The sequence below is a fragment of the Rhodococcus sp. MH15 genome, assembly GCF_019266045.1.
GTDB classification, from domain to species: Bacteria; Actinomycetota; Actinomycetes; order Mycobacteriales; family Mycobacteriaceae; genus Rhodococcus_F; species Rhodococcus_F qingshengii.
Genome location: NZ_LPNP01000085.1, coordinates 53,086 through 75,048 on the forward strand (window position 1 = coordinate 53,086; position 21,963 = coordinate 75,048).

Below are 21,963 nucleotides of genomic sequence, written 5' to 3' on the forward strand. Positions count from 1 at the left end.
TTGAGGAGTCCCCGGACTCCTTTTCCGCGCACAGGGGCTTGCCCCCTCTTTTAAGAAAGTGAGCTCATGACCGACACCACGTTGCCACCGGACGGTCCGCAACACGACCGGATCGAACCGGTCGACATCCAGCAGGAAATGCAGAACAGCTACATCGACTACGCCATGAGCGTCATCGTCGGTCGCGCTCTGCCGGATGTCCGCGACGGACTCAAGCCGGTGCACCGCCGCGTGCTCTACGCGATGTACGACAACGGATATCGCCCCGACCGCGGATACGTGAAGTCTGCCCGACCGGTCGCCGAGACCATGGGTAACTACCACCCCCACGGCGACTCCTCGATCTACGACACGTTGGTTCGTATGGCCCAGCCGTGGTCGCTGCGTTACCCGCTAGTCGACGGTCAGGGAAACTTCGGCTCCCGCGGCAACGACGGCGCAGCCGCCATGCGTTACACCGAGTGCAGGCTCACGCCGCTCGCGATGGAAATGCTGCGCGAAATCGACCACGAGACAGTCGATTTCACCCCGAACTACGACGGCAAGACGCAGGAACCGACGGTTCTGCCCAGCCGTATCCCGAACCTGCTGATCAACGGTTCCAACGGCATCGCCGTCGGTATGGCCACCAACATTCCGCCGCACAACCTGCGTGAAGTTGCCGAGGCCATCTACTGGGCGCTCGACAACTTCGAAGCGGACGAGGAAGCCACCCTCGCGGCCGTCATGGAGCGCATCAAGGGACCCGACTTCCCCACGCACGGGCTCATCGTCGGTGGACAGGGCATCCAGGACGCCTACACCACCGGCCGTGGCTCCGTTCGTATGCGCGGCGTCGTCGAGATCGAAGAAGATGCCAAGGGCCGCACCACAATCGTCATCACCGAGCTGCCCTACCAGGTCAACCCGGACAACCTGATCACCTCCATCGCGGAGCAGGTTCGTGACGCCAAGATCGGTGGCATCTCCGACATCCACGACGAGTCCTCGGACCGCGTCGGCATGCGCATCGTCGTCACCGTCAAGCGTGACGCCGTTGCCAAGGTCGTGCTGAACAACCTTTACAAGCACACCCAGCTGCAGACCAGCTTCGGCTGCAACATGCTCTCCATCGTCGACGGAGTGCCGCGCACGCTGCGCCTCGACCAGATGATCCGTCTGTACACGGCGCATCAGCTCGAGGTCATCGTTCGTCGTACCAGGTACCTGCTTCGCAAGGCACAGGAGCGCGCCCACATCCTGCGCGGTCTGGTCAAGGCCCTCGACGCTCTGGACGAGGTCATCGCCTTGATCCGTGCGTCGCAGACCGTCGACATCGCTCGCGCCGGATTGATGGAACTCCTCGACGTCGACGAGATCCAGGCCGACGCCATCCTCGGCATGCAGCTGCGTCGTCTGGCCGCCCTCGAGCGTCAGAAGATCGTCGACGAGTTGGCCGAGATCGAACTCGAAATCGCGGACCTCGAAGACATTCTGGCTCGCCCGGAGCGTCAGCGCGCGATCGTTCGTGACGAGCTCAAGGAAATCGTCGACAAGTACGGCGACGACCGTCGTACCCGCATCATCGCCGCCGACGGAGACGTCAACGACGAGGATCTGATCGCCCGCGAAGACGTCGTCGTCACGATCACCGAGACCGGTTACGCCAAGCGCACCAAGACCGACCTGTACCGCTCGCAGAAGCGCGGCGGCAAGGGTGTTCAGGGTGCCGGCCTCAAGCAGGACGACATCGTCTCGCACTTCTTCGTCACGTCGACGCACGACTGGCTGCTGTTCTTCACCACGAAGGGCCGCGTCTACCGCGCGAAGGCTTACGAGTTGCCCGAGGCGAGCCGTACAGCTCGCGGTCAGCACGTTGCCAACCTGCTGGCATTCCAGCCGGACGAGCGCATCCAGTCCGTCATCCAGATCAAGACCTACGAAGACGCGCCCTACCTGGTGCTCGCCACTCGCAACGGTCTGGTCAAGAAGTCCAAGCTCACCGACTTCGACTCCAACCGCAGCGGCGGCATCGTCGCCATCAACCTGCGCGGTGAAGACGAACTGGTCGGCGCTGTCCTCTGCTCCGCCGAAGACGACCTGCTTCTCGTCTCGGCACAGGGCCAGTCGATCCGCTTCTCGGCCACCGATGAGGCACTGCGTCCGATGGGCCGCGCCACTTCCGGTGTCCAGGGCATGCGTTTCAACGGTGACGACGAGCTGCTCTCGCTCAACGTCGTTCGTGAAGGAACATTCCTCCTGGTCGCCACGTCGGGCGGTTACTCCAAGCGAACCGGCATGGAGGACTACCCGGTGCAGGGTCGCGGCGGCAAGGGCGTGCTCACGATTCAGTACGACAAGAAACGTGGCACTCTGGTCGGTGCGCTCATCGTCGACGACGACGACGAGCTGTACGCGATCACCTCGGGCGGCGGCGTCATCAGGACGGCTGCCAAGCAGGTTCGTAAGGCGGGACGCCAGACCAAGGGCGTGCGTCTGATGAACCTCGGCGAAGGCGACACACTGCTCGCGATTGCGCGCAACGCCGACGAGCCCGAAGAGCTCGCTGCAGAGACCACCGACAACGCAGACAATGCCGATGGAGCTAAGGAGTCCTAGTGAGCACTCCCAACCAGCCGGGCAGTGACCAGAAGAGCGAAAGCACTTCAGGTTCGACGCCACCGAAGCCGGAGCAGGCAACTGCTCCGGCGGGGCCGCAGACCTCGAAACCTGCAGCTCCAGCGGACGGCGGACCCAAAGCTTCCGAGGCAGCTCCGGCGCCCAAGGCACCGGAGCCGCCTCGCGGCCCGTCGGCTCAGAAGCCGGCGGGTGGGGCTTCCGACGCCGCGGGTGCGGCCAAGGGTCAAGCTCCTTCCGCTCCTTCAGTGGCTCCGGCTGCGCCGGTAACTCCGGCAAAGGGTGACGGTCAGGCTCCGCCGCAACCGGTTGCCAATCAGGCTCGTGGCAGCCAGGCGCCGCCGTGGCAACGCGGACCCCAGCCGTCGGGTCAGCCGCAGGGGCAGCCAGCTCAGAACCCGGCTGCTCAGAACCCGGCGTCCAAAGCCCCGGCGTCGAAGACTCAGCCACCGCAAAGTCAGGCGCCGCAAAGTCAGCCGCAGACCAACATCACGCGCCCAGCCGGCGCTGGTGCTCCTGCGGGTCGTCCGGCAGCTCCTGCCGGGGGTAAGCCGCCTGCGGGTCCGCAGCGTCCTGCAGCGGCAGGCCCTGCGCAGGGTGGTCCGGCGCAGGGTGGTCCGGCCAAAAACCCCGCGCAGGGTGGTGCGCCGAAGGGACAGCCGCAATCGGGTCGTCCCGCTGCCGGTGCACCGACGGGTCGTCCTGCCGGCAACCCGTCGGCACGTCCCGTCGTGACGGGAACGGCGGCTGCCGCAGCTACCGGTGGCGTCGCCGGCGCGGCAGCAGCCAAGGCTGTTACACCCTCGGGCACAAATCCCAAGGCTGCAAACGCCACGGTCGCCAATCCCACGGTCGCTAATCCGAAAGCAAAAGCCGCCGCGATCGACGGGCCGACTCGGCACATCGATCGCAAGGATCTACCCAAGGACATGCCTGACCTCTCCGAGGCCAAGCATCCGTTGCCTGCTGCGGTGAAGGGTGAGAAAACTCACGCCGTATCGGCTTCGGTCGTGGACGGTGCGCCACTGCGCGCAACGGTCCAGATCCGTCGTATCGACCCGTGGTCCACGCTCAAGATCACATCCGTGATCTCGGTGTCGCTGTTCTTCGTGTGGATGGTGGCCGTCGGACTGCTCTACGTCGTTCTCGACGGCATGGGCGTCTGGGATCGCCTGAACAACGCGTTCACCGACATCGTTGCCGACGGCGGCTCCGACGGTCTGGTGACGGCCGGCCAGGTGTTCGGCTACGCCGCACTGATCGGTATCGCGAACATGGTGCTTTTCACGGCACTCGTCACGATCGGATCGTTCATCTACAACCTCTGCAGCGACCTGGTTGGCGGCGTCGAGGTAACTCTCGCCGACCGCGACTGACCTGCGAAAACATTGCTCCGCCGGGCCCGTTTTGGTGTCAGCGGCCCGGTGGGGTAATCTTTGGAATCGGTTCAGGGGCCTATAGCTCAGGTGGTTAGAGCGCTTTACTGATAATGAAGAGGTCGGAGGTTCAAGTCCTCCTAGGCCCACTCCCATGTGCCGAAGAAGGGTTGCTGGAATGAAGGTTTTCCTGCTTGTCGGGGCCGGAATTCTGGTAGCTCTCGGGGTCACCAAGCTGATCAAAAGTCAGCGCGGAGACAAGGTTTGGCACGATTTGGAAACAGGATAGAACCTAGGTACTCTGACTCCGGTCAGAAAACCGAACGGGGCCTTAGCTCAGTTGGTAGAGCGCTGCCTTTGCAAGGCAGATGTCAGGAGTTCGAATCTCCTAGGCTCCACAGTAAGAAAACACCCTCCCGGGATCCGGGAGGGTGTTTTTGTATGCCGATGTACCCGATCTCTGCTCGCCCCGGCCGGTGCCCGGCTTGCCCGACTTGTGTGCCCCCTGTTTTTGAGCGAACGGCACTTTCGGCGCACTGGAGGCGATGAACATGCCGTTCGCTCGGAGTGGGGTGGCCGGAACCGCGCCCACTATGGACCGTTCGTCCCGAATTCTCCGGAAAGTCTAGTGGTCATAACCAGCCGGGCGTAGCGTGAGGAGAACCCAATTTCAGGAGGTTCGTAGTGCTTCACAACGACATTCCCAGCCACGGTGAAATTGCCGCACTCGCGGAGGTGGAGGGGCCCACCTGCATCACCATCGTTACTCCGACTGAAGATGCGCCGCAGGATTACGACAAAGCGCGCATAGCCTTCAAAGACCAGGTCCGCTCGGCACTCGCATCGGTGGAGGATCCGGCCGAGCGCAAGCTGTTCGAGGCCGAATACGCAGAGCTCGACGACGACGACGATTTCTGGCGCTTCCAGTCGCGCTCATTGGTCACGTACGCGACGCCGGAGCGTCTGGTGACCTTCCGCCTCCCCAACCGTCTGCAGGCGCTCGAAACGGTCAGCGATCGGTTTCATCTCAAGCCACTGCTCCGTTCGGTGACGTTCCCCCAGACGGCGTTTGTTCTCGCTCTGGCAGAGGGTTCGGTGCGACTGATCGAGATCGCTGCCGATCAGCCGGCCGACGAGGTCCGTGTTCAGGGAATGCCGAAGAACGCTGCGGATCACGCGGGCAAGTCGTCAATCAACAGCCGTACCGAAGCGGGTCGGTTGTCGGGGTCGGACAGCCGAAAGTTGCGCGTCAATCAGTACGCCCGCGCAGTCGATCACGAGGTCCGCGGTGTGCTCGCCGGCCGTGACGTCCCCTTGATTCTGGCCGCTGCGGAACCCATCGCGTCGGTGTATCGCTCCGTGAATTCGTACCGCCACCTGGTCGACAAAACCGTCGAGGGAAACCCCGAAGCCTTGTCGACGCAGGAAGTGGCGGACGGTTCGCGTCCGGCGCTCGACGACTTCCATGCCGAGCAGCTGGCGGCGGTGCGGGACACCTTCAATGTGCGCACGGAACAAGGTCGCACTCAAACCGACGTCGCCGACGTGGCAACAGCCGCGACGTACGGACAGGTCGACACCGTTTTCATCGACATCGATTCCGTCGTACCCGGAAGTCTCGATCCCCAGACGGGCGCTCTCACGACCGGTGAGTCGACTAACGGAAGCACCTACGGGGTCGTCGACGAGATCGCTCGTCGTGCGCTCCTGACGGGTGCACGGGTGCTCGCTGTTCGCGCGGAGGACATTCCGGGCGGCGGCGCAGTTGCCGCGATTTTGCGCTTCGCCCCGTAAACAGACTGGACGCGTGTGCGCTTCGTGACCTGATTCGGGCACGGGGCGCATACGATTCCGGCATGAAACGTGTGTGGGAACGGCTGCGCCTCTACTGCAAGACGCTGCACCCGGTCGGGCTTGCCTTTGCTCTGGTCTTCTTCACCTGGTCGATGAGTCCGTCCCTGTTGCCGCGCGCGTGGTACCTGCAGGGCGTTGCGACGGGCATCTCGCTCGCGATGGGATACGGCGTCGGCGTGACGGTCGCCTGGATGATCCGCAAGTGCGGCGTCGAACCGCAGTGGTCGGATCGCACCAAGAAGATCGGCTGGCGAATCCTGTTGGTCGCGGCCGTCATTCTGGTGCCGACGTTCTTGGTCCTCGGTTCGTGGTGGCAGCAGATCGTTCGCGATCTCGTGGAAGCTCCACGCACCAATCAAGCGAATTATCTTCTGGTGCTGATGATTTCGCTCGGAATCTGGTTCATCCTGCTCGAGGCAGGCCGTGGTCTTCGGTTCACCACCAACAAGCTCACCGCCGTCGCACTACGGTTCGTTCCCCTCGAGGCGGCGAAGGTCGGCAGCTTGATCGTCATCTTCGCCCTCGGCATCTTCATCGTGAACGGTGCGCTGTACAACGGGCTGATCGCCTTCGCGAACTGGAGTTTCTCCGGTGCGGATCACGAAACACCGGACGGCATCGAACAGCCCATGATTGCAGAGCGCAGCGGTTCGCCGATGTCCGCCGAGGCTTGGGATTCTCTCGGCCAGGAGGGGCGCACCTTCATGGGTAGCGGTCCCACCGCAGCCGAGATCTCTGCATTGACCGGACGTGAAGCGAAGCAACCGATCCGGGTGTATGCCGGACGTGAATCCTCGGACTCGATCAACGGTGTCGCACAGCGGGTCGTCGACGAGTTGGAGCGCACCGGCGGATTCGACCGCGGAACTCTCGCAGTTGTCACGACCACCGGTCGCGGTTGGGTGAACGAGGACGTCGCGTCGGCGTTCGAGTACGTCGAGGGCGGGGACACGGCGATCGCGTCGATGCAGTACTCGTTCCTTCCGAGTCCGTTGGCCTTCATCGCCGACCGTGAGACGCCGATGATCGCCGGCCGCGCGCTGTTCAACGCGGTCTACGCCAAGTGGATCGACTTGCCCGTTGAGACGCGACCCGAACTGGTTGTCTTCGGTGAGAGCCTCGGCTCCTACGGTGGCCAGGCCGCATTCGCCGGCGCTCAGGACATGATGACGCGCGTCGACGGCGCACTGTGGGTCGGAACCCCCAACTTCACTGCTCAGTGGCAGGAAATCACGGACAGTCGTGACTCGGGCTCACCGGAGATTCTGCCGGTGATCGACGGTGGCCAGGCAATTCGGTTTGCCGGTGATCCGGAAGATCTGGAGCTGAAGTCGGACTGGGACGACGATCGCATCGTGTACTGGCAGCACGCCAGCGACCCGATCACGTGGTGGTCCTTCGACCTGCTGCTCAACAAGCCGGACTGGCTCAAGGAACCGCTGGGTCGCGACGTGGATCCGGGAATGACATGGGTTCCTCTCGTGACCTTCTGGCAGGTCACCCTCGACATGGTCTTCTCGGCTGACGTCCCGTCCGGGCACGGTCACAATTACGGCGAGGATGCAGCGGACATGTGGGCCAAGATCCTGCACCCCGAGGCCTGGACCTCGGCTGATACCGACAAGCTTCGTTCGCTGCTGACCACCAATCTGGAGCCCACGAAGTAGTCGTAAACGGTTGTAATTCAGCCTGTTAAGGCGAAAACCTCACGAAAAAGTGTTACGTGAGGTATGTGTTACTCTGCGTTCGCTGTGTGCCAAGCCACAGCGCAAGCGAACGTGGGGAGATCGAAACGTGAAGAGCAGAGCATGGTGGGCGGCCGGGGTCTCCGTCGCGGCACTGGTCATGGGTGCTGTGACGGCCCCTGCCGCAACGGCGGAGCCGGCGGATTTCTACACGCCGCCGTCGGAGCTTCCGGCAGGTGCCAACGGAGCTCTCATCAAGAGTGAGCCGTCACCACTGCTGCTGAGCGTGCCCGGATCGAACGGTGCGTGGCCGGCAACCGCCACCAAGATCATGTACCGAAGCGAGGACGCCAAGGGCGCCCCCGTTGCCGTGACGGGCACCTATCTCGAACCGTCGAACCCGTGGACCGGGCAGGGGGCGCGTCCACTGGTTGCCGCAGCGGTAGGAACGCATGGGCAGGGCGATCAATGCGCACCATCCAAGCTGTTCAACACCGGTATCGAGTACCAGTTCCCGACGGACGTCATGGTCGGCTACGAGTCCATCTGGGTGAACACGTTGCTGCTCAACGGCATTGCCGTCGTCGTCACCGATTACGAGGGCCTCGGAACTCCGGGCGATCACACCTACGTCAACCGTGAAGCCGAAGCACACGCGGTTCTGGACTCAGTGCGAGCCGCTCAGCAACTCCCGAACACGAGCATTCCCGCCGACGGCCCCATCGGACTGTGGGGTTACTCGCAAGGTGGTGGAGCTGCCGCTGCCGCAACGGAATTGAAGCCGTCATATGCTCCCGAGCTTGATCTCAAGGGCACGTATGCAGGCGCTCCGCCCGCCGATCTGGCGGCGACGCTGCAGCAGGTCGACGGCACGTTCCTCACCGGAGTGATCGGATACGCGCTCAACGGGATCCTTGCCCAGTACCCCGAGGTTCAGTCGCTGCTCGACGCCGAGATCAACGATCGCGGCCGACAGATGTTGGCCGCCACCAAGAACCAGTGTGTCGCCGAAAGTGGATTGCAGTTCGGCTTCCAGCAGTCGTCGAGCTTCACCAATTCCGGTGAATCACTCTCCGCAGTTCTGGCGCGTCTACCCATGGCGCAGGCAATCCTCGACGAGCAGAAGATCGGCAAGCTGACGCCGGAGTCGCCCGTGCTCATTCAGCATGGCCGCTCCGACGACATCGTTCCGTTCGGCCAGGGACAGCAACTGGCGCGAGACTGGTGCGGCAAGGGCGCGACGGTGCAGTTCTCCGTCAACGAACTGCCCCCGATCATTCCGGGACTGGCAATCAATCACGCGACGCCGTACCTGGTGGGTACCCCCGAATCCATCGGATACATGATCGATCGCTTCAACAATGTCCCGGCGCCGTCCAACTGCTGACGGCCAGGCATCGAAAAGCCCCGGAACACAGTGTGTTCCGGGGCTCTTGTATGTCGACTACGCGGTCTTCTCGGCCGAGTTCTCCTCGAGGCGCGGGGGTGCGGAAGCGACCGGCGGATGCTCGCGTCGGCGGCTCTTGAAGAACACCGCGCCACCGATCACCGCAACACCGGCGATGACGAACACCGTGACGCGCTTGCGGCCGCGAGGCTTCTCGGTGCGTTCCGCGGACTTCGTGGGGATAGCCTTTGCGCGCTCGACGCCCTTCTTGGCGAGGACTTTGCCCTGACGGCCCAGGAACAACCCGACCTGCCCAGCGCCGCGAGCGACCGACGTGGCGACCACCGCAGCGATGCGGCGAGCGTTGTCGGCTGCCTCGGACTCTTTGATGCGAGCCGCTGTCTCTTCGAGGTAGGCGGCAGTCTCGTCGAAGGTGTCCTCGACGCGGGCGCGCGCGTGATCGAAGGTGTCGGGCAACTGCGTGCTGAGGGACTCGGTCACTCGTGTCATGACTTCACTGTGCCATAACAGTGGGGCGAGGACAGGGAGACTTTTGCGGGGCGACATCCGCGAGAACGCCGGCAATGGCACGATGGTGGTGTGACTTCAACTCATCAGACCGCAACCGCAACGCTGCACACGAACCGCGGCGACATCAAGATCGCTCTGTTCGGCAACCATGCGCCGAAGACCGTCGAGAACTTCGTCGGCCTCGCCGACGGCTCGAAGGAGTACACCACCGCAAACGCCGCCGGCACCAAGACCGGCCCGTTCTACGACGGTGCCATCTTCCACCGCGTCATCGACGGCTTCATGATCCAGGGTGGCGACCCCACCGGAACCGGCACCGGCGGCCCGGGCTACAAGTTCGGTGACGAGTTCCACCCGGAACTGCAGTTCGACCGCTCCTACCTGCTGGCCATGGCCAACGCAGGCCCGGGAACCAACGGCTCGCAGTTCTTCATCACCACCGGCCCGACGCCGCACCTGAACCGTCGCCACACCATCTTCGGTGAGGTTCTCGACGACGATTCCAAGAAGGTTGTCGACGCTATCTCCTCCACCGCCGTCGATCGTGGCGATCGTCCGGTCGAGCCCGTCGTGATCAACAGCATCACCATCTCCTGAACAGGTAAAACAAGCAGATGACGAACCCCGGTTGGGGCGGCGGTGCGAGTGAGGGCATCCCGCCCCAACCGCGGTGCGTCCGCCATCCAGATCGACCTACCGCACTTTCCTGCAATCGGTGTGGACGTCCGGCATGCCCGGACTGTCTCCGTGAGGCGGCGGTGGGATACCAATGTGTTGACTGTGTAGCTGCCGGTCAGCGTGACGTCCGTCCCGTTCGGGGCGTCGCCGGAAATGCCGTGAGCCCCACCCGCGCGGTCCCGGTCGTGACGTACACCTTGATGGGGCTCAACGTCCTGGCGTTCCTCGCGACCTTCGCGCAGTCGCGAAGCATCATGAACAATCAGGTCGGCTCGTCGATCTTCGCGAACTGGGCACTCAATCCGGGGCTGGTCGCCAGCGGTGACTGGTTCCGGCTCATCGGCTCCGGGTTCCTGCACTTCGGAATCCTGCACCTCGCGGTCAATATGTACGCCCTCTACATCCTGGGCCGCGACACCGAAATCGTGATGGGCCGCTCGAGGTACATCGGCATCTACCTGGTTTCGCTTCTCGGCGGTTCCGCCTCGGTGATGGCATTCCAGCCGGTGTTCTCCTCGCTCACGGCCCTGTCCTGGACTGCTGGGGCGTCGGGAGCGATCTTCGGCATCATGGGCGCACAGGCAGTCCTTCTATTGCGTTTGCGTCGAAGCCCGGTCCCGATCATCTCGGTGATCGCGATCAATGTGATCATCAGCATTTCGCTGCCCGGGATCTCGTTCTGGGGTCACGCGGGAGGTCTGGTGGCAGGTGCCGCAACGGCCGCTGCATTCCTGTACGCCCCGCAGTGGTTGGGCGCCGGTGAGAACCGCGTGAAAGCAGTGCGTATCGGCTGGATCGCTTTTGGTGCCGTCACCGTGGTGACAATCGGAGTCATCGTGCTCCGCGTCGTCCAACTGCGCGAACAGTTGGGAATCAGCTAGCAAGAATCCTAGGGCCCAGCCGTTCTATGGCTCAGCCGCCGATGATGGACTCGCAGGCGAACGTGATCTCGAAGCTCGACGTCTCCGTCGGGTTGCCCTTGTCCCGGGCGCCGATTCCCTCGCCCGTCACCACGAAGGTATTGCCGTTCTGCTTGGCACTGGCAGATCCGCCGGGCAGTCCCGGTGCGTATCCGGCGGTGTACGGCAGACCGTTCGATCCACCCTCGCTTCCGGCGATTCCAGCAGTCTGAACCGTGCCCGATTCATCGACGATGGCTGAGACGGTCAACATGCCGTAGGTGGCATTTTCCGCGTCGAGCAGTGTCATAACTGTCGTGCCGCCGTCCTTTGCGCACTTCGTCTCGAATTTGGCGTCGAGCGTCTTCCCGCCGACGGTGGCCGAGGATGTAGCGGACGAGGCGCCGGCAGCGCTCTTGTCGGAGTTGGTCTTGTCGGAGTCGCTGCCGCAGGCGGAGGCGAATAGAGCGACCGCCGCGAGGGTGGCAGCGACTGCGGTGGAGGACCGGCGGGTCATCGTGGTCCGAACCAACTTCGTCATGTTCTGTCCTTCAAGTCATGCGGTGCGTCCGCACTTGCTCTGGCTGTTTCGCCGACAACACTAGCCAGTGACTTGGTGCTCGTAGCTCTAAACCCCCAGCTCAGACGGGTTTGTCGCCTTCGACTGTTCAGGGACGTTCGTCGGGCTGCCCGGGATCATCTGCCGGATCTTTGGGAGCAATCGCACATGCAGAGACGGCTTCTGTAGAGATTGTCCACATAGGTTGGGCTCGGTCGTGCTTCTACTGTGGCTTGAGTCACTTCCTAGATAGCAACGCTGACCTTTTCCGAGGAGTACCCCTGCCATGACCTCCACCGATAGCACCACCACTGACGGTGGGGTTGCGCCGAGCGAGATCGAATCTCGCGTGGTGAAGAAGGTAGCGCGACGACTGATCCCCTTTTTGATCCTGCTCTATTTCGTGAACTATCTGGATCGTACGAACATCGCCTTCGCGAAGCTCACCATGAGCGCCGACCTCGGGATGACCGAGACGATGTTCGGCCTTGCGTCCGGTCTCTTCTTTGTCGGCTACCTGCTGTTCGAGGTGCCGAGCAACCTGGCCCTGCACCGCTTCGGCGCCCGGTTGTGGATCGCGCGGATCATGCTCACCTGGGGCATCCTCGCTGCTGCGCTGGCATTCGTGCCGAATGTCGGCAGCCTCTACTTCCTGCGCATCCTGCTGGGCATTGCCGAAGCCGGCTTCTTCCCCGGAGTTCTTCTCTACCTGACCTTCTGGTTCCCGAAGAAGTACCGCGTACGCCTGATGGGCCTGTTCCTGCTGACGCTTCCGCTCTCGTCGGCGCTCGGCGCCCCGCTTTCGGCGGCCATCATCCAGTACGGCGACGGACTGTTCGGCCTCGCCGGATGGCGCGTGATGTACCTGATCGAGGGTCTGCCCGCCGTGATCTTGGCGTTTGTCGTCTGGTTCTACCTCACCGACCGTCCCGCCGACGCGAAGTGGTTGACCCTCGAGGAGCGCACCTGGCTGATGAAGTCGATGGCCGACGAGGAGAAAGAACTTGGCGACGCCGGTCACCAGTCGGCCGGTAAGACCCTGCGCGATCCCCGCGTCATCGGTTTCGGTCTGGTCTATTTCGGAATCACCTACGGGCTTTACGCTTTGAGCTTCTTCCTGCCCAGCATCGTCGCGGGATTCAAGCAGACGTTCGACACCGATTTCTCGCTCGTCGAGACCGGCCTGATCGTGGCCGTCCCCTACGCGATCGGCGCTGTCGCGATGGTGCTGTGGAGCCGCCATTCCGACAAGACCGGTGAACGAATGTGGCACGTTGCAGCCCCGACGCTCCTGGGCGCGGTATCCATTCCGATTGCGCTGTACCTGGATTCACCGTTCACCGTCATGATTGCGGTCTCGCTCACTGCTGTCGGCGTCCTCTGTGCGCTCCCCGTCTTCTGGTACCTGCCCACCACGTTCCTGACGGGTGCCAGCGCGGCCGCGGGTATCGCCATGATCAACTCGATCGGCAATGCGTCGGGCTTCGGTGCTCCGTACATCACCGGCTGGCTCACCGATGTGACCGGAAATGCCAAGGCAGGCCTGTGGGTGGTGGGCGCCGTGATGCTCTGTGCCGCAATCCTTGTGGTGGCACTGGCAAAGCGATCGAGCAAGCCCGCTCAGATCTGACCGAGTTTCCCGGCACTGGCACGCAGCCGGATCAGGAGCGCAAGATCGAGCGCCTGGTCCGGCTGACGCCACTGTGTACCGATCAACCTGTCGATCGACGCGAGCCGTTGGTACAGAGTGTTGGCGTGAATCGCGAGCGCGGCGGCGGTCGCGGAGTGCTTGCAGTTGTGCGACAGGTACGACGCGAGGGTGTCCAAGAGCGGAACGCCGCGTCGTTGCTCCTCCCCGAGGAGCGGGCCGAGGGAACGCTCCGTCAGGGCTTCGAGTTCTTCGCGGCCGGTGCGGCTGAGGAGAATTCGGTAAATGCCGAGTGAACTTGCCGGTTCCACGTGGGAGGCCCGCCCGAGAGTCTCGAGGACGTCGACGGTGTGCTGCGCCTCGACATACGCTCGCGCCAGACCTTCCGCTCCCACCGCGGGATCGGCGATTCCGACGGTCGGGTTCTCCGCCGGCTGCACCCACGCCGCCGCAACTGCTGCCGGTGACATTCCGGGAATCAGTGCGATGACCCGTGAACCATGTTCGGCAACAACGGTTCCCGAGGGGAATGCAATTTCCTCGATACTGCGCCGCGCACGGTCGACGGCGTCGGCCGGGCGGGCCACCACGACGGTGTATGAGCGGTCGGGGTTGAGTCCAGCCAGGCGGAACTGACCGGTGACTTCGGCCGGCGTCGGCGCTGGCCTGGTGATCAGATCGACCAGAAATGCGTCGCGTGCTCGACGGGTGGCTTCCCTGGCCGCCCGTTCGCCGACCAGTGCCAGCGCAATGGCGGGAGCAGACCTTTCGAGTGCCAATCTCATGGCGGCGGTGGGTTCATGACGCGAGAGTAGGAACAGAACTCCGAGTTGGTCACCGGCACTGCGCACTTCGGTGGCGAACAGGAACTGCTCACCGACGATGAGCGTCACTTCCTGCTCGCGTCGGTCAGCGGCAAAGATGTCGAAGACCCGATGCACGCTCTCGCTGACCCGTTGCAGTCCCGGTGGGATCTCGGATGTTCCGGTCACGAAGAACACGGGCGAGCCCGTCGACGCCGAGGTTTCCTCCACGAGTTCACGGACTCCACCGCCGCGCAGGACAACTTGTGTGAGCGAACGATCCCAGGTCAGCGTCTGTTCGAGAAGTGCTGTGCGCTTGGCAAGTTCGGTGTTCGCTGCATTCACTTCTGCAACCGTCGCGCGATAGCGTTCGAGAGAGCGGGCATTCTCGATGGCTACCGAGGCATGAGCTGCGAGGGCGGACAGCAACGCAACTTCCTCGTTGCCGAATCGACGCTCCTGACGCTTGCACGCGCAGAGGGCACCCAGGATCTTGCCGTTCAAAGTCAGCGGAACGGCCAACAGGCCGCGCATGTTCTCGGCCCGTGCTGCGTCGTCGGCCGGTCCGATGTGTGCAAACGAGGGATCGTTTCGGTAGTCGGGAGACCAAGCAGGAGAAGAGTTCTCGACCACGCGACCGATCAGACCTTCGCGGAAGGGAACCGTGAGGCCGAGCAGTTGGGAGGTGTACGCACCGCTCGTGACTTCGATGATCAAGATGTCGTCGTGAATGAGAGCAAGGTACGAAAGGTCTACTCCGAGTAGCCGTTTGGCCTGATCCACGATCTCCTGCAGAAGGGCGTGGTGATCGTGCATCGTGGTCAGCAGCGACGCGATGTCGTTGAGTGCCCCGAGTTCGGTGGCGCGCTGTCGGCGCTGAGCCAGGAGACTTCGTAGTTGAAGTGCCGATCGGGCTTCTCGCTCGATCTCGGCGGCGACCTCGGGGCCTGACCCAGCGGCCAACTGATCGCGGTGTTCGATCAGTTCCTCGGTGGATGCCTCGGCCAGGAGAAGCTGTAGCCAGTTCTCGTGCATCCGCGCTCCCTTGTCAGACCAACTCGTCAGACCAATGATGAGTATGGAGAAAATGTCCATACGGTTTATGGTTTCTCGGAGTAAATCTACATGGGGTGGTGTAGCGGCCGTCACTATCGTGGAGGCATGACACTCCTCGAGATGCTCGGCTCGCAGATCGATGCGGATCGACTGATCACCGACCCCGACATCATGGCGAGCTACATCCACGACGACGCCGAGTGGGCTCCCTACGAGATGCCTGTCGCAGTGGTCCGCCCGCGCACAGCCGAGCAGGTACAGACAGTTGTGCAGGCGTGCATCGCCCACGGTGCGCCCGTCGTCACGCGCGGCGCCGGAACCGGTCTGTCGGGCGGAGCCAACGCAGTCGCCGGCGGCGTCGTGATCGCATTCGACGCGATGAACGCCATCAAGGAGATCAACACCCTCGAGCGTTTGGCCGTGGTCGAACCCGGAGTGGTCAACGATCACCTCCGCGACGCCTGCGCCGAGCACGGCCTCTGGTATCCGCCCGATCCAGCCAGCGCACCCTGGTCGACGATCGGCGGCAACGTCGCGACCAATGCCGGCGGCCTGTGTTGCGTCAAGTACGGCGTCACCAAGGACTACGTACTGGGCATGCAGGTGGTCACCGGAACCGGTGAGCTGGTTCGGCTCGGGCGTCGAACTGCCAAGGGCGTGGCTGGGTTTGATCTCTCGGCACTCATGGTCGGCTCCGAAGGCACTCTCGGGGTGATCACCGAGGTGACCGTCAAGCTTCGTCCTCAGCGCGATCCCGAACGCACCATCGTCGGATACTTCGACTCCATCGTTGCTGCGGGCAAGGCCGTCGAAGCCGTCGCCGCAGACGGTCTCACGCCGTCGGCCCTCGAGCTGATCGATCGGCAGTGCCTGCTTGCCGTCGATGCCTGGAAGAACATGGGCCTCTCGGCCGACGCCGAGGTTGTCCTGCTCGGCCGCATCGACACACCGGGCGAGATCGGCGACGCCGAAGCCGAACGAATGTTGGCCTGCTTCAACCGCTCCGGGGCAACCTGGAGCGCCAGATCCACCGACCAGGAGGAAGCCGACGCCCTGTTCTCCGCCCGGCGTCTGGCATACCCCGCCCTCGAGCGGCTCGGCCCGGTGCTCACCGAGGACATCTGCGTCCCCAAGGCGGCGGTCCCGGAGATGTTGGCGCGCATCGAGGCCATCTCGGCCCGGCACGACACGCACATCGCGAACATCGCGCACGCGGGTGACGGCAACCTGCACCCGCTGCTGATCACGCCACACGACGACGAAGCGGCGCGGAGGCGTGCTCAGGCCGCTTTTGCCGAGATCATCGACAATGCCCTCGAGTTGGGCGGAACCGTCACCGGTGAACACGGCGTCGGCCTACTGAAGATGGGCGGCTTGGCGCAAGAACTGTCACCGGCCGTCGTCGCGATGCATCACGCGATCAAGGGTGCACTCGACCCCCACGGAATCATGAACCCGGGCAAGGTGATCTGAAAGGCTGGCTCCGTAACCGAATCGGTTTCCGGAGTTACGCCGTCGAAATGACGAGTTCCTACGCTCGAGTTGAACCGTTTGGCCAACTCGACGTATGGAGTGATGAATGTTCTCTTCCGATTTGACGCTGGCAAGTGTTGTTCCGCGGCGCGTGGAGACGGTCGAGGCCGTCCGGGCGGCAATCGCTCTCGACGGGGCCGCGGTCTTCGGTGGCCTGCACACCGAGGAAGATGCCATTGCCTTCGCGTCGAAGTTGCTCGGTGAGAAGTGCATTCGCGTCGGCCGCCAGTTCGAGGCGAGTGCCAAGAGTCAGGATGCCGAAGCCGCTGTCGTCGACACGCAACCAGTGGACGAACGCGGCCGCAAGCGCTCGTTCGGTATCTCCGGAGAGCGGATGACCGCCCACAACGACGGTTTCGCGTTCGGCGATTACGCGCCCGACTATCTGTTTCTGTGGTGCAAGCGCCCGGCGTACCCGAGTGGCGGCGACTCGTTTCTCATCGACGCGGTCAAACTGACCCAATTGCTCGCCTTCGATCCCGCAACGGCGGAGCTGGCCGAATTCTGTTGGAGCACAGACATCGACCATTCGGAACCGAACTTCCCGCAGAACACATTCGCGCCGATCGCCCGGACGGTGCCGAGTGGACGCAACCAGGTTCGGTATCACCCATATCTCGCGCCGATCGCCGGCGAATCGGAAGAAGCGCAGTGGCCGCTGGTGAAGCAGTGGAGTGATGCCGTGATTCACGTGCGAGACAGCGGGCCGATGTTCCGTGCCGAAGCAGGCGAGATGATCTGCATCGACAACTACCGGGTGCTTCACGGCCGCGACGGGTACACCGACCCCGGCCGTGAGCTGTACTCGATCTGGGGATGGTCGAGCGACGCAGTCGCGGTGCCGCAGCAGGCTCTCGACATCGTGCAGCCGGACCTCGCGGCACTCGTCATGTAACCAGCGCTTATTTCTCGGGCGGTACCAAAGCGTGAACGGCGAGCACGTCCAGAACGTCCTCCGGTGACGTGCCGAGATCCCAGCGTCCGAAGATCAACAGCTTCTCCGTGTCGGTGGGACGGTCGACGATGTCGATCTCGAGCATCGGGACGCGTCGACCGAGGCGCGGGTAGCGGACGAGACGGACCCGGTCGATCTGTTCGCGGGTGAACTCGTGGCGGGCGCGCAGGCGCTGCACCGCGATCGACTTGGTTCCCGCGTCTTCGATCACAGCCAGGCGGGGGCGCTGACGCAGGGCGAGTCCGCCCATCACGAACAGCCCGATCACCGCGAGGGCGAGCAGGAAGCGCCCGGCAGGCTCCGTGGGCGCGATTATCGAGGCGATCGCGAGGGCAATTCCGCCGCCGAACATCGCGTAGACAACACCCATCGGAGTGGCCCACGAGATCACCTCCGTGACGTTGTCACGAGGCTGTGGATGAAATTCATCCTCGAGCATGTGGATAACTTCCTAGGTTGTCCACAGGAGTTATCCACAATGGGGATGAATGACACCCATGTAATTGAATGACGGTCACGATCCGGGTCGAATCAGATACTCGCTGGTCAGCGCCATCTCATGGTCATCACAAGGCCCACAACCATGAAGCCGAAGCCGACGAGGAAGTTATAGTTTCCCAAGTCGTTCATCCACGTGATCGAATCCGCGGCCAAGTAGTACACAATCAGCCATGCCAGGCCGACAAGCATGAATCCGAGCATCACCGAGACGTACAACGTGCTCGACGGACCCATCTTCACCTTCACCGGAGTGCGGTTTGCCGGGTTGACTGTGTAGTCGTTCTTCTTACGGACCTTCGACTTGGGCATGACGTCCTCGCTCTACGGTGTGACCTGCATGTGTTACCTACACGCTAACGTAGCTGTGTCCAGTTGGTCACCGGCCGACCTGCACAATCCGGGAGGAGCCACGTGTCTTCGGGTGAATCTTCACGAACCGTCTGGCACATCGGTGTACTTGCCGTCTGCCTGGTAGCCGGTCTGATGGTCGCCACGGCGCAACGATCCGCCGAGGAGAACCAGCTCCAGGTCACCGAAAGCACCAGGCTCTCCGATCTGGTTCGCAGCGCCCAGGCCAATGCCGAAAAAGTCTCGGCCGACCGGGACGAACTTGCCGCCCAGCTCGATTCGCTGCAGCAAGACGCCGCTCGGTCCGACGCCGGAGTGGCCGCCGCGCTCGGTGACATCAAGAACATCTCCGCCGACGCGGGACTGACGGAGATGACCGGCCCGGGTGTTGTCGTCACGATGACGGACGCCCCGCGCAACGCCGACGGCAAGTATCCGGTCGACGCCACCCCGGACGACCTCGTCGTGCATCAGCAGGACGTCCAGAGCGTGCTGAACGCACTGTGGGCCGGCGGGGCCGAAGCGGTGGGCATGCAGGACCAACGGATCATCAGTACGTCGGCGCCGCGGTGCATCGGAAACACCCTCCTTCTTCACGGACGTACCTACAGCCCGCCGTACGTGATGAGTGCCATCGGCGACGTCGCGCGCCTCGAGGCGGCACTCGCCGCCGAACCGGGCATTCGGATCTACAAGCAGTACGCGACCCGCTTCGGCCTCGGGTACACGCAGGCGACGCCGTCGCAGATCACGGTCCCCGCCTATACCGGCGGATAGCACAGGCGTTTACCCTGCTCTCATGAGGATTCTCGTCGTCGACAACTACGACAGCTTTGTGTTCAACCTGGTGCAGTACCTCGGCCAGCTCGGAACCGAAGCCGTGGTCTGGCGCAACGACGATCCACAACTGACGGCCGACCTCGAAGGTGCAGTAGCGCAGTTCGACGGCATTCTCCTGAGCCCGGGCCCCGGAACTCCGCAGCGCGCGGGAGCGACGATGGATCTGGTGAAGGTCTGCGCCGACACCAAGACCCCGCTGCTTGGCGTCTGCCTCGGACATCAGGCGATCGGTGCGGCTTTCGGCGGAACCGTCGACCGCGCGCCCGAACTGCTTCACGGCAAGACGAGTCTGGTTCACCACAAGGACGTCGGCGTCCTGGCCGGACTGCCCGATCCGTTCACCGCTACCCGCTACCACTCGCTGACGGTTCTCGAGGACACCATTCCCGAGGAACTCGAGGTGACCGCCCACACCGAGAGCGGCGTCGTGATGGCGATGCGCCACCGCGAACTGCCGATTCACGGCGTCCAGTTCCACCCCGAGTCCGTACTCACCCAGGGTGGACACCGGATGCTCGCGAACTGGCTCGCAGTCTGCGGTGAGGCGCCGCCGGAAGGGCTCGTCGCAGCCCTCGAGGCCGAGGTCGCGTCGGCGCTCGGCGGCGCATTGCCCGCAATTCTCTGACACCTGTCCACAAAAAAGTGCCTCCCGGGAATCTCCGGGAGGCACTTTTTCACTTTGCTAGCGGCCGGGGATTCCGAGCGCTCCGACGCTGACGGTGATGACCGCGTCCTTGGAGATCTCCGAGCCCGGAGGCTGGGTCTGCGAGACGATCTTGCCCACCATTTCCGGGGTGAGCGTCGTGCTCTGGTTCTGAACCAGCTGCGAAGCGGTTCCCGCCCAACCGGCTGCGCGAAGCGTGCTCAACGCCTCCGACACCGTCTTGTTGGTCAGATCAGGCATCGCGACCTGGTTGCCGTTGGATACTCGCAGCGTCACGGTCGAACCCTTGGTGGCCGACGTGCCGCCGGTCGGGTCGGTCGAAACGACCTGTCCCTTCGGCAGACCCGAATCGATCTCCGTGATCTGAACGACGAACCCGGCACCTTCGATGTTGGGCCTCGCCACCTCTTCACGCTGACCGGTGACGTCCGGGACACGAACCTGCTCCGGTCCGGTGCCGACGGTGATCGAGACCGCGGAATCGAGAACAACCGACACTCCGACGGCAGGATCCTGATTGACGATCTTGTCGACCTCGGCGACGGTCGATGCCGCCTTGCCGATGGTCGGATCAAGTCGGAGTCCGACGGAGTTGAGCTTCTTCTCCGCGTCGTCCTGGCTCAGCCCGGTCAGGCGTGGGATCGCGACCTGCTCGGGGCCGGTGGACACGTCGATGGTGACGGTGCTGCCCTTCTCGATGCGCACCCCGGCAACCGGACGCGTCGTGATGACGTTTCCGGCGGCGATCACCTTGTCCGTCTTCTGCTGACGCTCCACCTGGAATCCGGCGTTGGTCAGCGTCGCCTCGGCGACGTCGGCGGGCTGGTTGGTCAGGTCACCCGGAACGGTCACCATCTCGACCTTCGGCGAGTTCACCCGAATGAGGAAGAACGTCACCAGACCGATCACCAGAAGCGCCGCGATGCCCATCAGGGCGTAGCGTCCGCCCTTCTTCTTGGCAGGCGGCTCGGCGGCGCGAGTTGTCCTCGCAGCAACCGGCTCGACCGGATCGGGAGCAGTGCGGTAGTTCCCGGTGTCGGAGCCGACGGCGCCGAGGATGGTGGTGCGGTCCTCGTCGTTCATCACCATCGGCGCACTCGGACGCTGACCGCCCAGAACGCGTACCAAGTCGCTGCGCATGTCGCCGGCGCTCTGGTAGCGGTTGGCCGGGTTCTTGCTCATTGCCTTGAGAATGATCGAATCCAGCTCGCGCGGAATGTCGGGATTGATCTCCGACGGCGTCTGCGGATCTTCACGAACATGCTGGTACGCCACGGCGACCGGTGAATCACCCTTGAAGGGCGGCTCGCCCGTCAGAATCTCGAACAGCACACAACCGAGCGAGTACACGTCCGAACGCGCGTCCACCTGCTCACCTCGCGCCTGCTCCGGCGAGAGGTACTGAGCGGTGCCGATCACGGCGGCCGTCTGCGTCATCGGGCTCGACGCGTCGGAAATGGCACGGGCGATACCGAAGTCCATCACCTTCACGGCGCCGGCACGGTTGATCATGATGTTGGCGGGCTTGACGTCGCGGTGCACGATGCCGTTGCGGTGGCTGAAGTCCAAAGCGGCACAGACGTCCGCGATCACTTCCATCGCCTTGCGCGGAGCCATCGGCCCGGTGCTGCGCACGATGTCACGCAACGTGTCGCCGTCGACGTACTCCATGACGATGTACGGCAGCGGCCCGGCGTCGGTCTCGGCTTCACCGGTGTCGTAGACGGCCACGATCGCCGGATGGTTCAGCGCAGCAGCGTTCTGCGCCTCACGACGGAACCGCAAGTAGAACGTGGGATCGCGCGCGAGGTCTGCACGCAGCACCTTGATCGCGACGTCGCGGCTGAGTCGGAGGTCGCGCGCCAGGTGAACCTCGGACATTCCGCCGAAGCCGAGAATCTCACCCAGCTCGTAGCGGGAGGAGAGATTGCGGGGTGTCGTCATTGGTCTTGTCCTAGCGGTTCTTCAGCGTCTCCGGGATCCGCCAACGGCTCAGTGGTCGTTGTGGTCGTCGTTGTCGTCGTGGTGGT

18 protein-coding genes and 2 tRNA genes are annotated in these 21,963 nt (G+C 63.5%); 14 read left to right on the forward strand and 6 right to left on the reverse strand.

Translation table 11 applies throughout. The annotated features are described in order from the left end of the window. The first annotated feature begins 66 nt into the window (after positions 1-66). The 7 genes from gyrA (at position 67) to ATN37_RS31895 (ending at position 8,918) form a co-directional block, all read left to right on the forward strand. On the forward strand, positions 67-2,598 hold the full coding sequence (gene gyrA, locus ATN37_RS31865) for a DNA gyrase subunit A (RefSeq protein ID WP_047272672.1): 2,532 nt from the start codon (positions 67-69) through the stop codon (positions 2,596-2,598). Continuing rightward, complete coding sequence (locus ATN37_RS31870) at positions 2,598-3,992, forward strand: DUF3566 domain-containing protein (protein WP_218696097.1); 1,395 nt, start codon at positions 2,598-2,600, stop codon at positions 3,990-3,992. The genes gyrA and ATN37_RS31870 overlap by 1 nt, the downstream gene beginning before the upstream one ends. 75 nt (positions 3,993-4,067) lie before the next feature. Next, positions 4,068-4,141 (forward strand) — tRNA-Ile (locus ATN37_RS31875). Positions 4,142-4,317: 176 nt separating this feature from the next. Further along, positions 4,318-4,390 (forward strand) — tRNA-Ala (locus ATN37_RS31880). 286 nt (positions 4,391-4,676) lie between these two features. Continuing rightward, positions 4,677-5,786 carry a hypothetical protein gene (locus ATN37_RS31885; protein WP_165638547.1) on the forward strand — a complete coding sequence of 370 codons (1,110 nt, stop codon included), beginning with the start codon at positions 4,677-4,679 and terminating at the stop codon, positions 5,784-5,786. Positions 5,787-5,848: 62 nt separating this feature from the next. Continuing rightward, positions 5,849-7,513 (forward strand): alpha/beta-hydrolase family protein, encoded by a 1,665-nt coding sequence (locus ATN37_RS31890; RefSeq protein ID WP_003942500.1) that lies wholly within the window; start codon positions 5,849-5,851, stop codon positions 7,511-7,513. A 127-nt stretch (positions 7,514-7,640) separates the two neighbouring features. Continuing rightward, on the forward strand, positions 7,641-8,918 hold the full coding sequence (locus ATN37_RS31895) for a lipase family protein (protein ID WP_218696098.1): 1,278 nt from the start codon (positions 7,641-7,643) through the stop codon (positions 8,916-8,918). Positions 8,919-8,975: 57 nt separating this feature from the next. On the opposite strand, the gene ATN37_RS31900 is transcribed toward ATN37_RS31895, so the two are convergent. Next, positions 8,976-9,428: a hypothetical protein gene (locus ATN37_RS31900; protein WP_042453366.1), complete on the reverse strand. Its 453-nt coding sequence runs from the start codon at positions 9,426-9,428 to the stop codon at positions 8,976-8,978. A 90-nt stretch (positions 9,429-9,518) separates the two neighbouring features. Here ATN37_RS31900 and ATN37_RS31905 point away from each other — a divergent pair, with 90 nt between their 5' ends. Then, entirely contained in the window at positions 9,519-10,046 is a 528-nt protein-coding gene (locus ATN37_RS31905; RefSeq protein ID WP_007729190.1) for a peptidylprolyl isomerase, read from the forward strand. 17 nt (positions 10,047-10,063) lie between these two features. Continuing rightward, a complete protein-coding gene (locus ATN37_RS31910) occupies positions 10,064-11,008 on the forward strand; it encodes a rhomboid family intramembrane serine protease (RefSeq protein WP_039973063.1) in 945 nt (314 codons plus the stop codon). A 31-nt stretch (positions 11,009-11,039) separates the two neighbouring features. Here the strand turns inward: ATN37_RS31910 and ATN37_RS31915 are convergent, their stop codons facing one another. Beyond that, positions 11,040-11,567 (reverse strand): lipoprotein LpqH, encoded by a 528-nt coding sequence (locus ATN37_RS31915; RefSeq protein ID WP_064113885.1) that lies wholly within the window; start codon positions 11,565-11,567, stop codon positions 11,040-11,042. Between the two features lie 304 nt (positions 11,568-11,871). Between ATN37_RS31915 and ATN37_RS31920 the strand changes: the two genes are divergently transcribed. Further along, positions 11,872-13,215, forward strand: a complete 1,344-nt coding sequence (locus ATN37_RS31920; protein ID WP_042920739.1) for an MFS transporter — start codon at positions 11,872-11,874, stop codon at positions 13,213-13,215. Here ATN37_RS31920 and ATN37_RS31925 read toward each other — a convergent pair. Beyond that, positions 13,206-15,071 (reverse strand): GAF domain-containing protein, encoded by a 1,866-nt coding sequence (locus ATN37_RS31925; protein ID WP_218696099.1) that lies wholly within the window; start codon positions 15,069-15,071, stop codon positions 13,206-13,208. The genes ATN37_RS31920 and ATN37_RS31925 overlap by 10 nt on opposite strands. A gap of 126 nt (positions 15,072-15,197) precedes the next feature. Here ATN37_RS31925 and ATN37_RS31930 point away from each other — a divergent pair, with 126 nt between their 5' ends. After that, entirely contained in the window at positions 15,198-16,565 is a 1,368-nt protein-coding gene (locus tag ATN37_RS31930) for an FAD-binding oxidoreductase (RefSeq protein ID WP_256933602.1), read from the forward strand. Between the two features lie 106 nt (positions 16,566-16,671). Continuing rightward, positions 16,672-17,520 (forward strand): TauD/TfdA family dioxygenase, encoded by an 849-nt coding sequence (locus ATN37_RS31935; protein ID WP_218696101.1) that lies wholly within the window; start codon positions 16,672-16,674, stop codon positions 17,518-17,520. 7 nt (positions 17,521-17,527) lie between these two features. On the opposite strand, the gene ATN37_RS31940 is transcribed toward ATN37_RS31935, so the two are convergent. Together ATN37_RS31940 and crgA are read right to left on the reverse strand one after the other, a co-directional pair. Continuing rightward, positions 17,528-18,019, reverse strand: coding sequence for a PH domain-containing protein (locus tag ATN37_RS31940; protein ID WP_218696102.1), 492 nt, complete (start codon positions 18,017-18,019; stop codon positions 17,528-17,530). 107 nt (positions 18,020-18,126) lie between these two features. Next, the gene (gene crgA, locus ATN37_RS31945) at positions 18,127-18,390 is read right to left on the reverse strand and encodes a cell division protein CrgA (RefSeq protein WP_003942576.1); all 264 of its coding nucleotides are present in this window, start codon (positions 18,388-18,390) and stop codon (positions 18,127-18,129) included. Positions 18,391-18,492: 102 nt separating this feature from the next. Here crgA and ATN37_RS31950 point away from each other — a divergent pair, with 102 nt between their 5' ends. Both ATN37_RS31950 and ATN37_RS31955 read left to right on the forward strand, forming a co-directional pair. Beyond that, positions 18,493-19,206: a DUF881 domain-containing protein gene (locus ATN37_RS31950; RefSeq protein WP_003942461.1), complete on the forward strand. Its 714-nt coding sequence runs from the start codon at positions 18,493-18,495 to the stop codon at positions 19,204-19,206. Positions 19,207-19,228: 22 nt separating this feature from the next. Then, positions 19,229-19,894: an aminodeoxychorismate/anthranilate synthase component II gene (locus ATN37_RS31955; protein WP_003942537.1), complete on the forward strand. Its 666-nt coding sequence runs from the start codon at positions 19,229-19,231 to the stop codon at positions 19,892-19,894. A gap of 57 nt (positions 19,895-19,951) precedes the next feature. Here ATN37_RS31955 and pknB read toward each other — a convergent pair whose 3' ends face one another. Beyond that, a complete protein-coding gene (pknB, locus tag ATN37_RS31960) occupies positions 19,952-21,877 on the reverse strand; it encodes a Stk1 family PASTA domain-containing Ser/Thr kinase (protein WP_007729221.1) in 1,926 nt (641 codons plus the stop codon). Positions 21,878-21,963 lie beyond the last annotated feature (86 nt).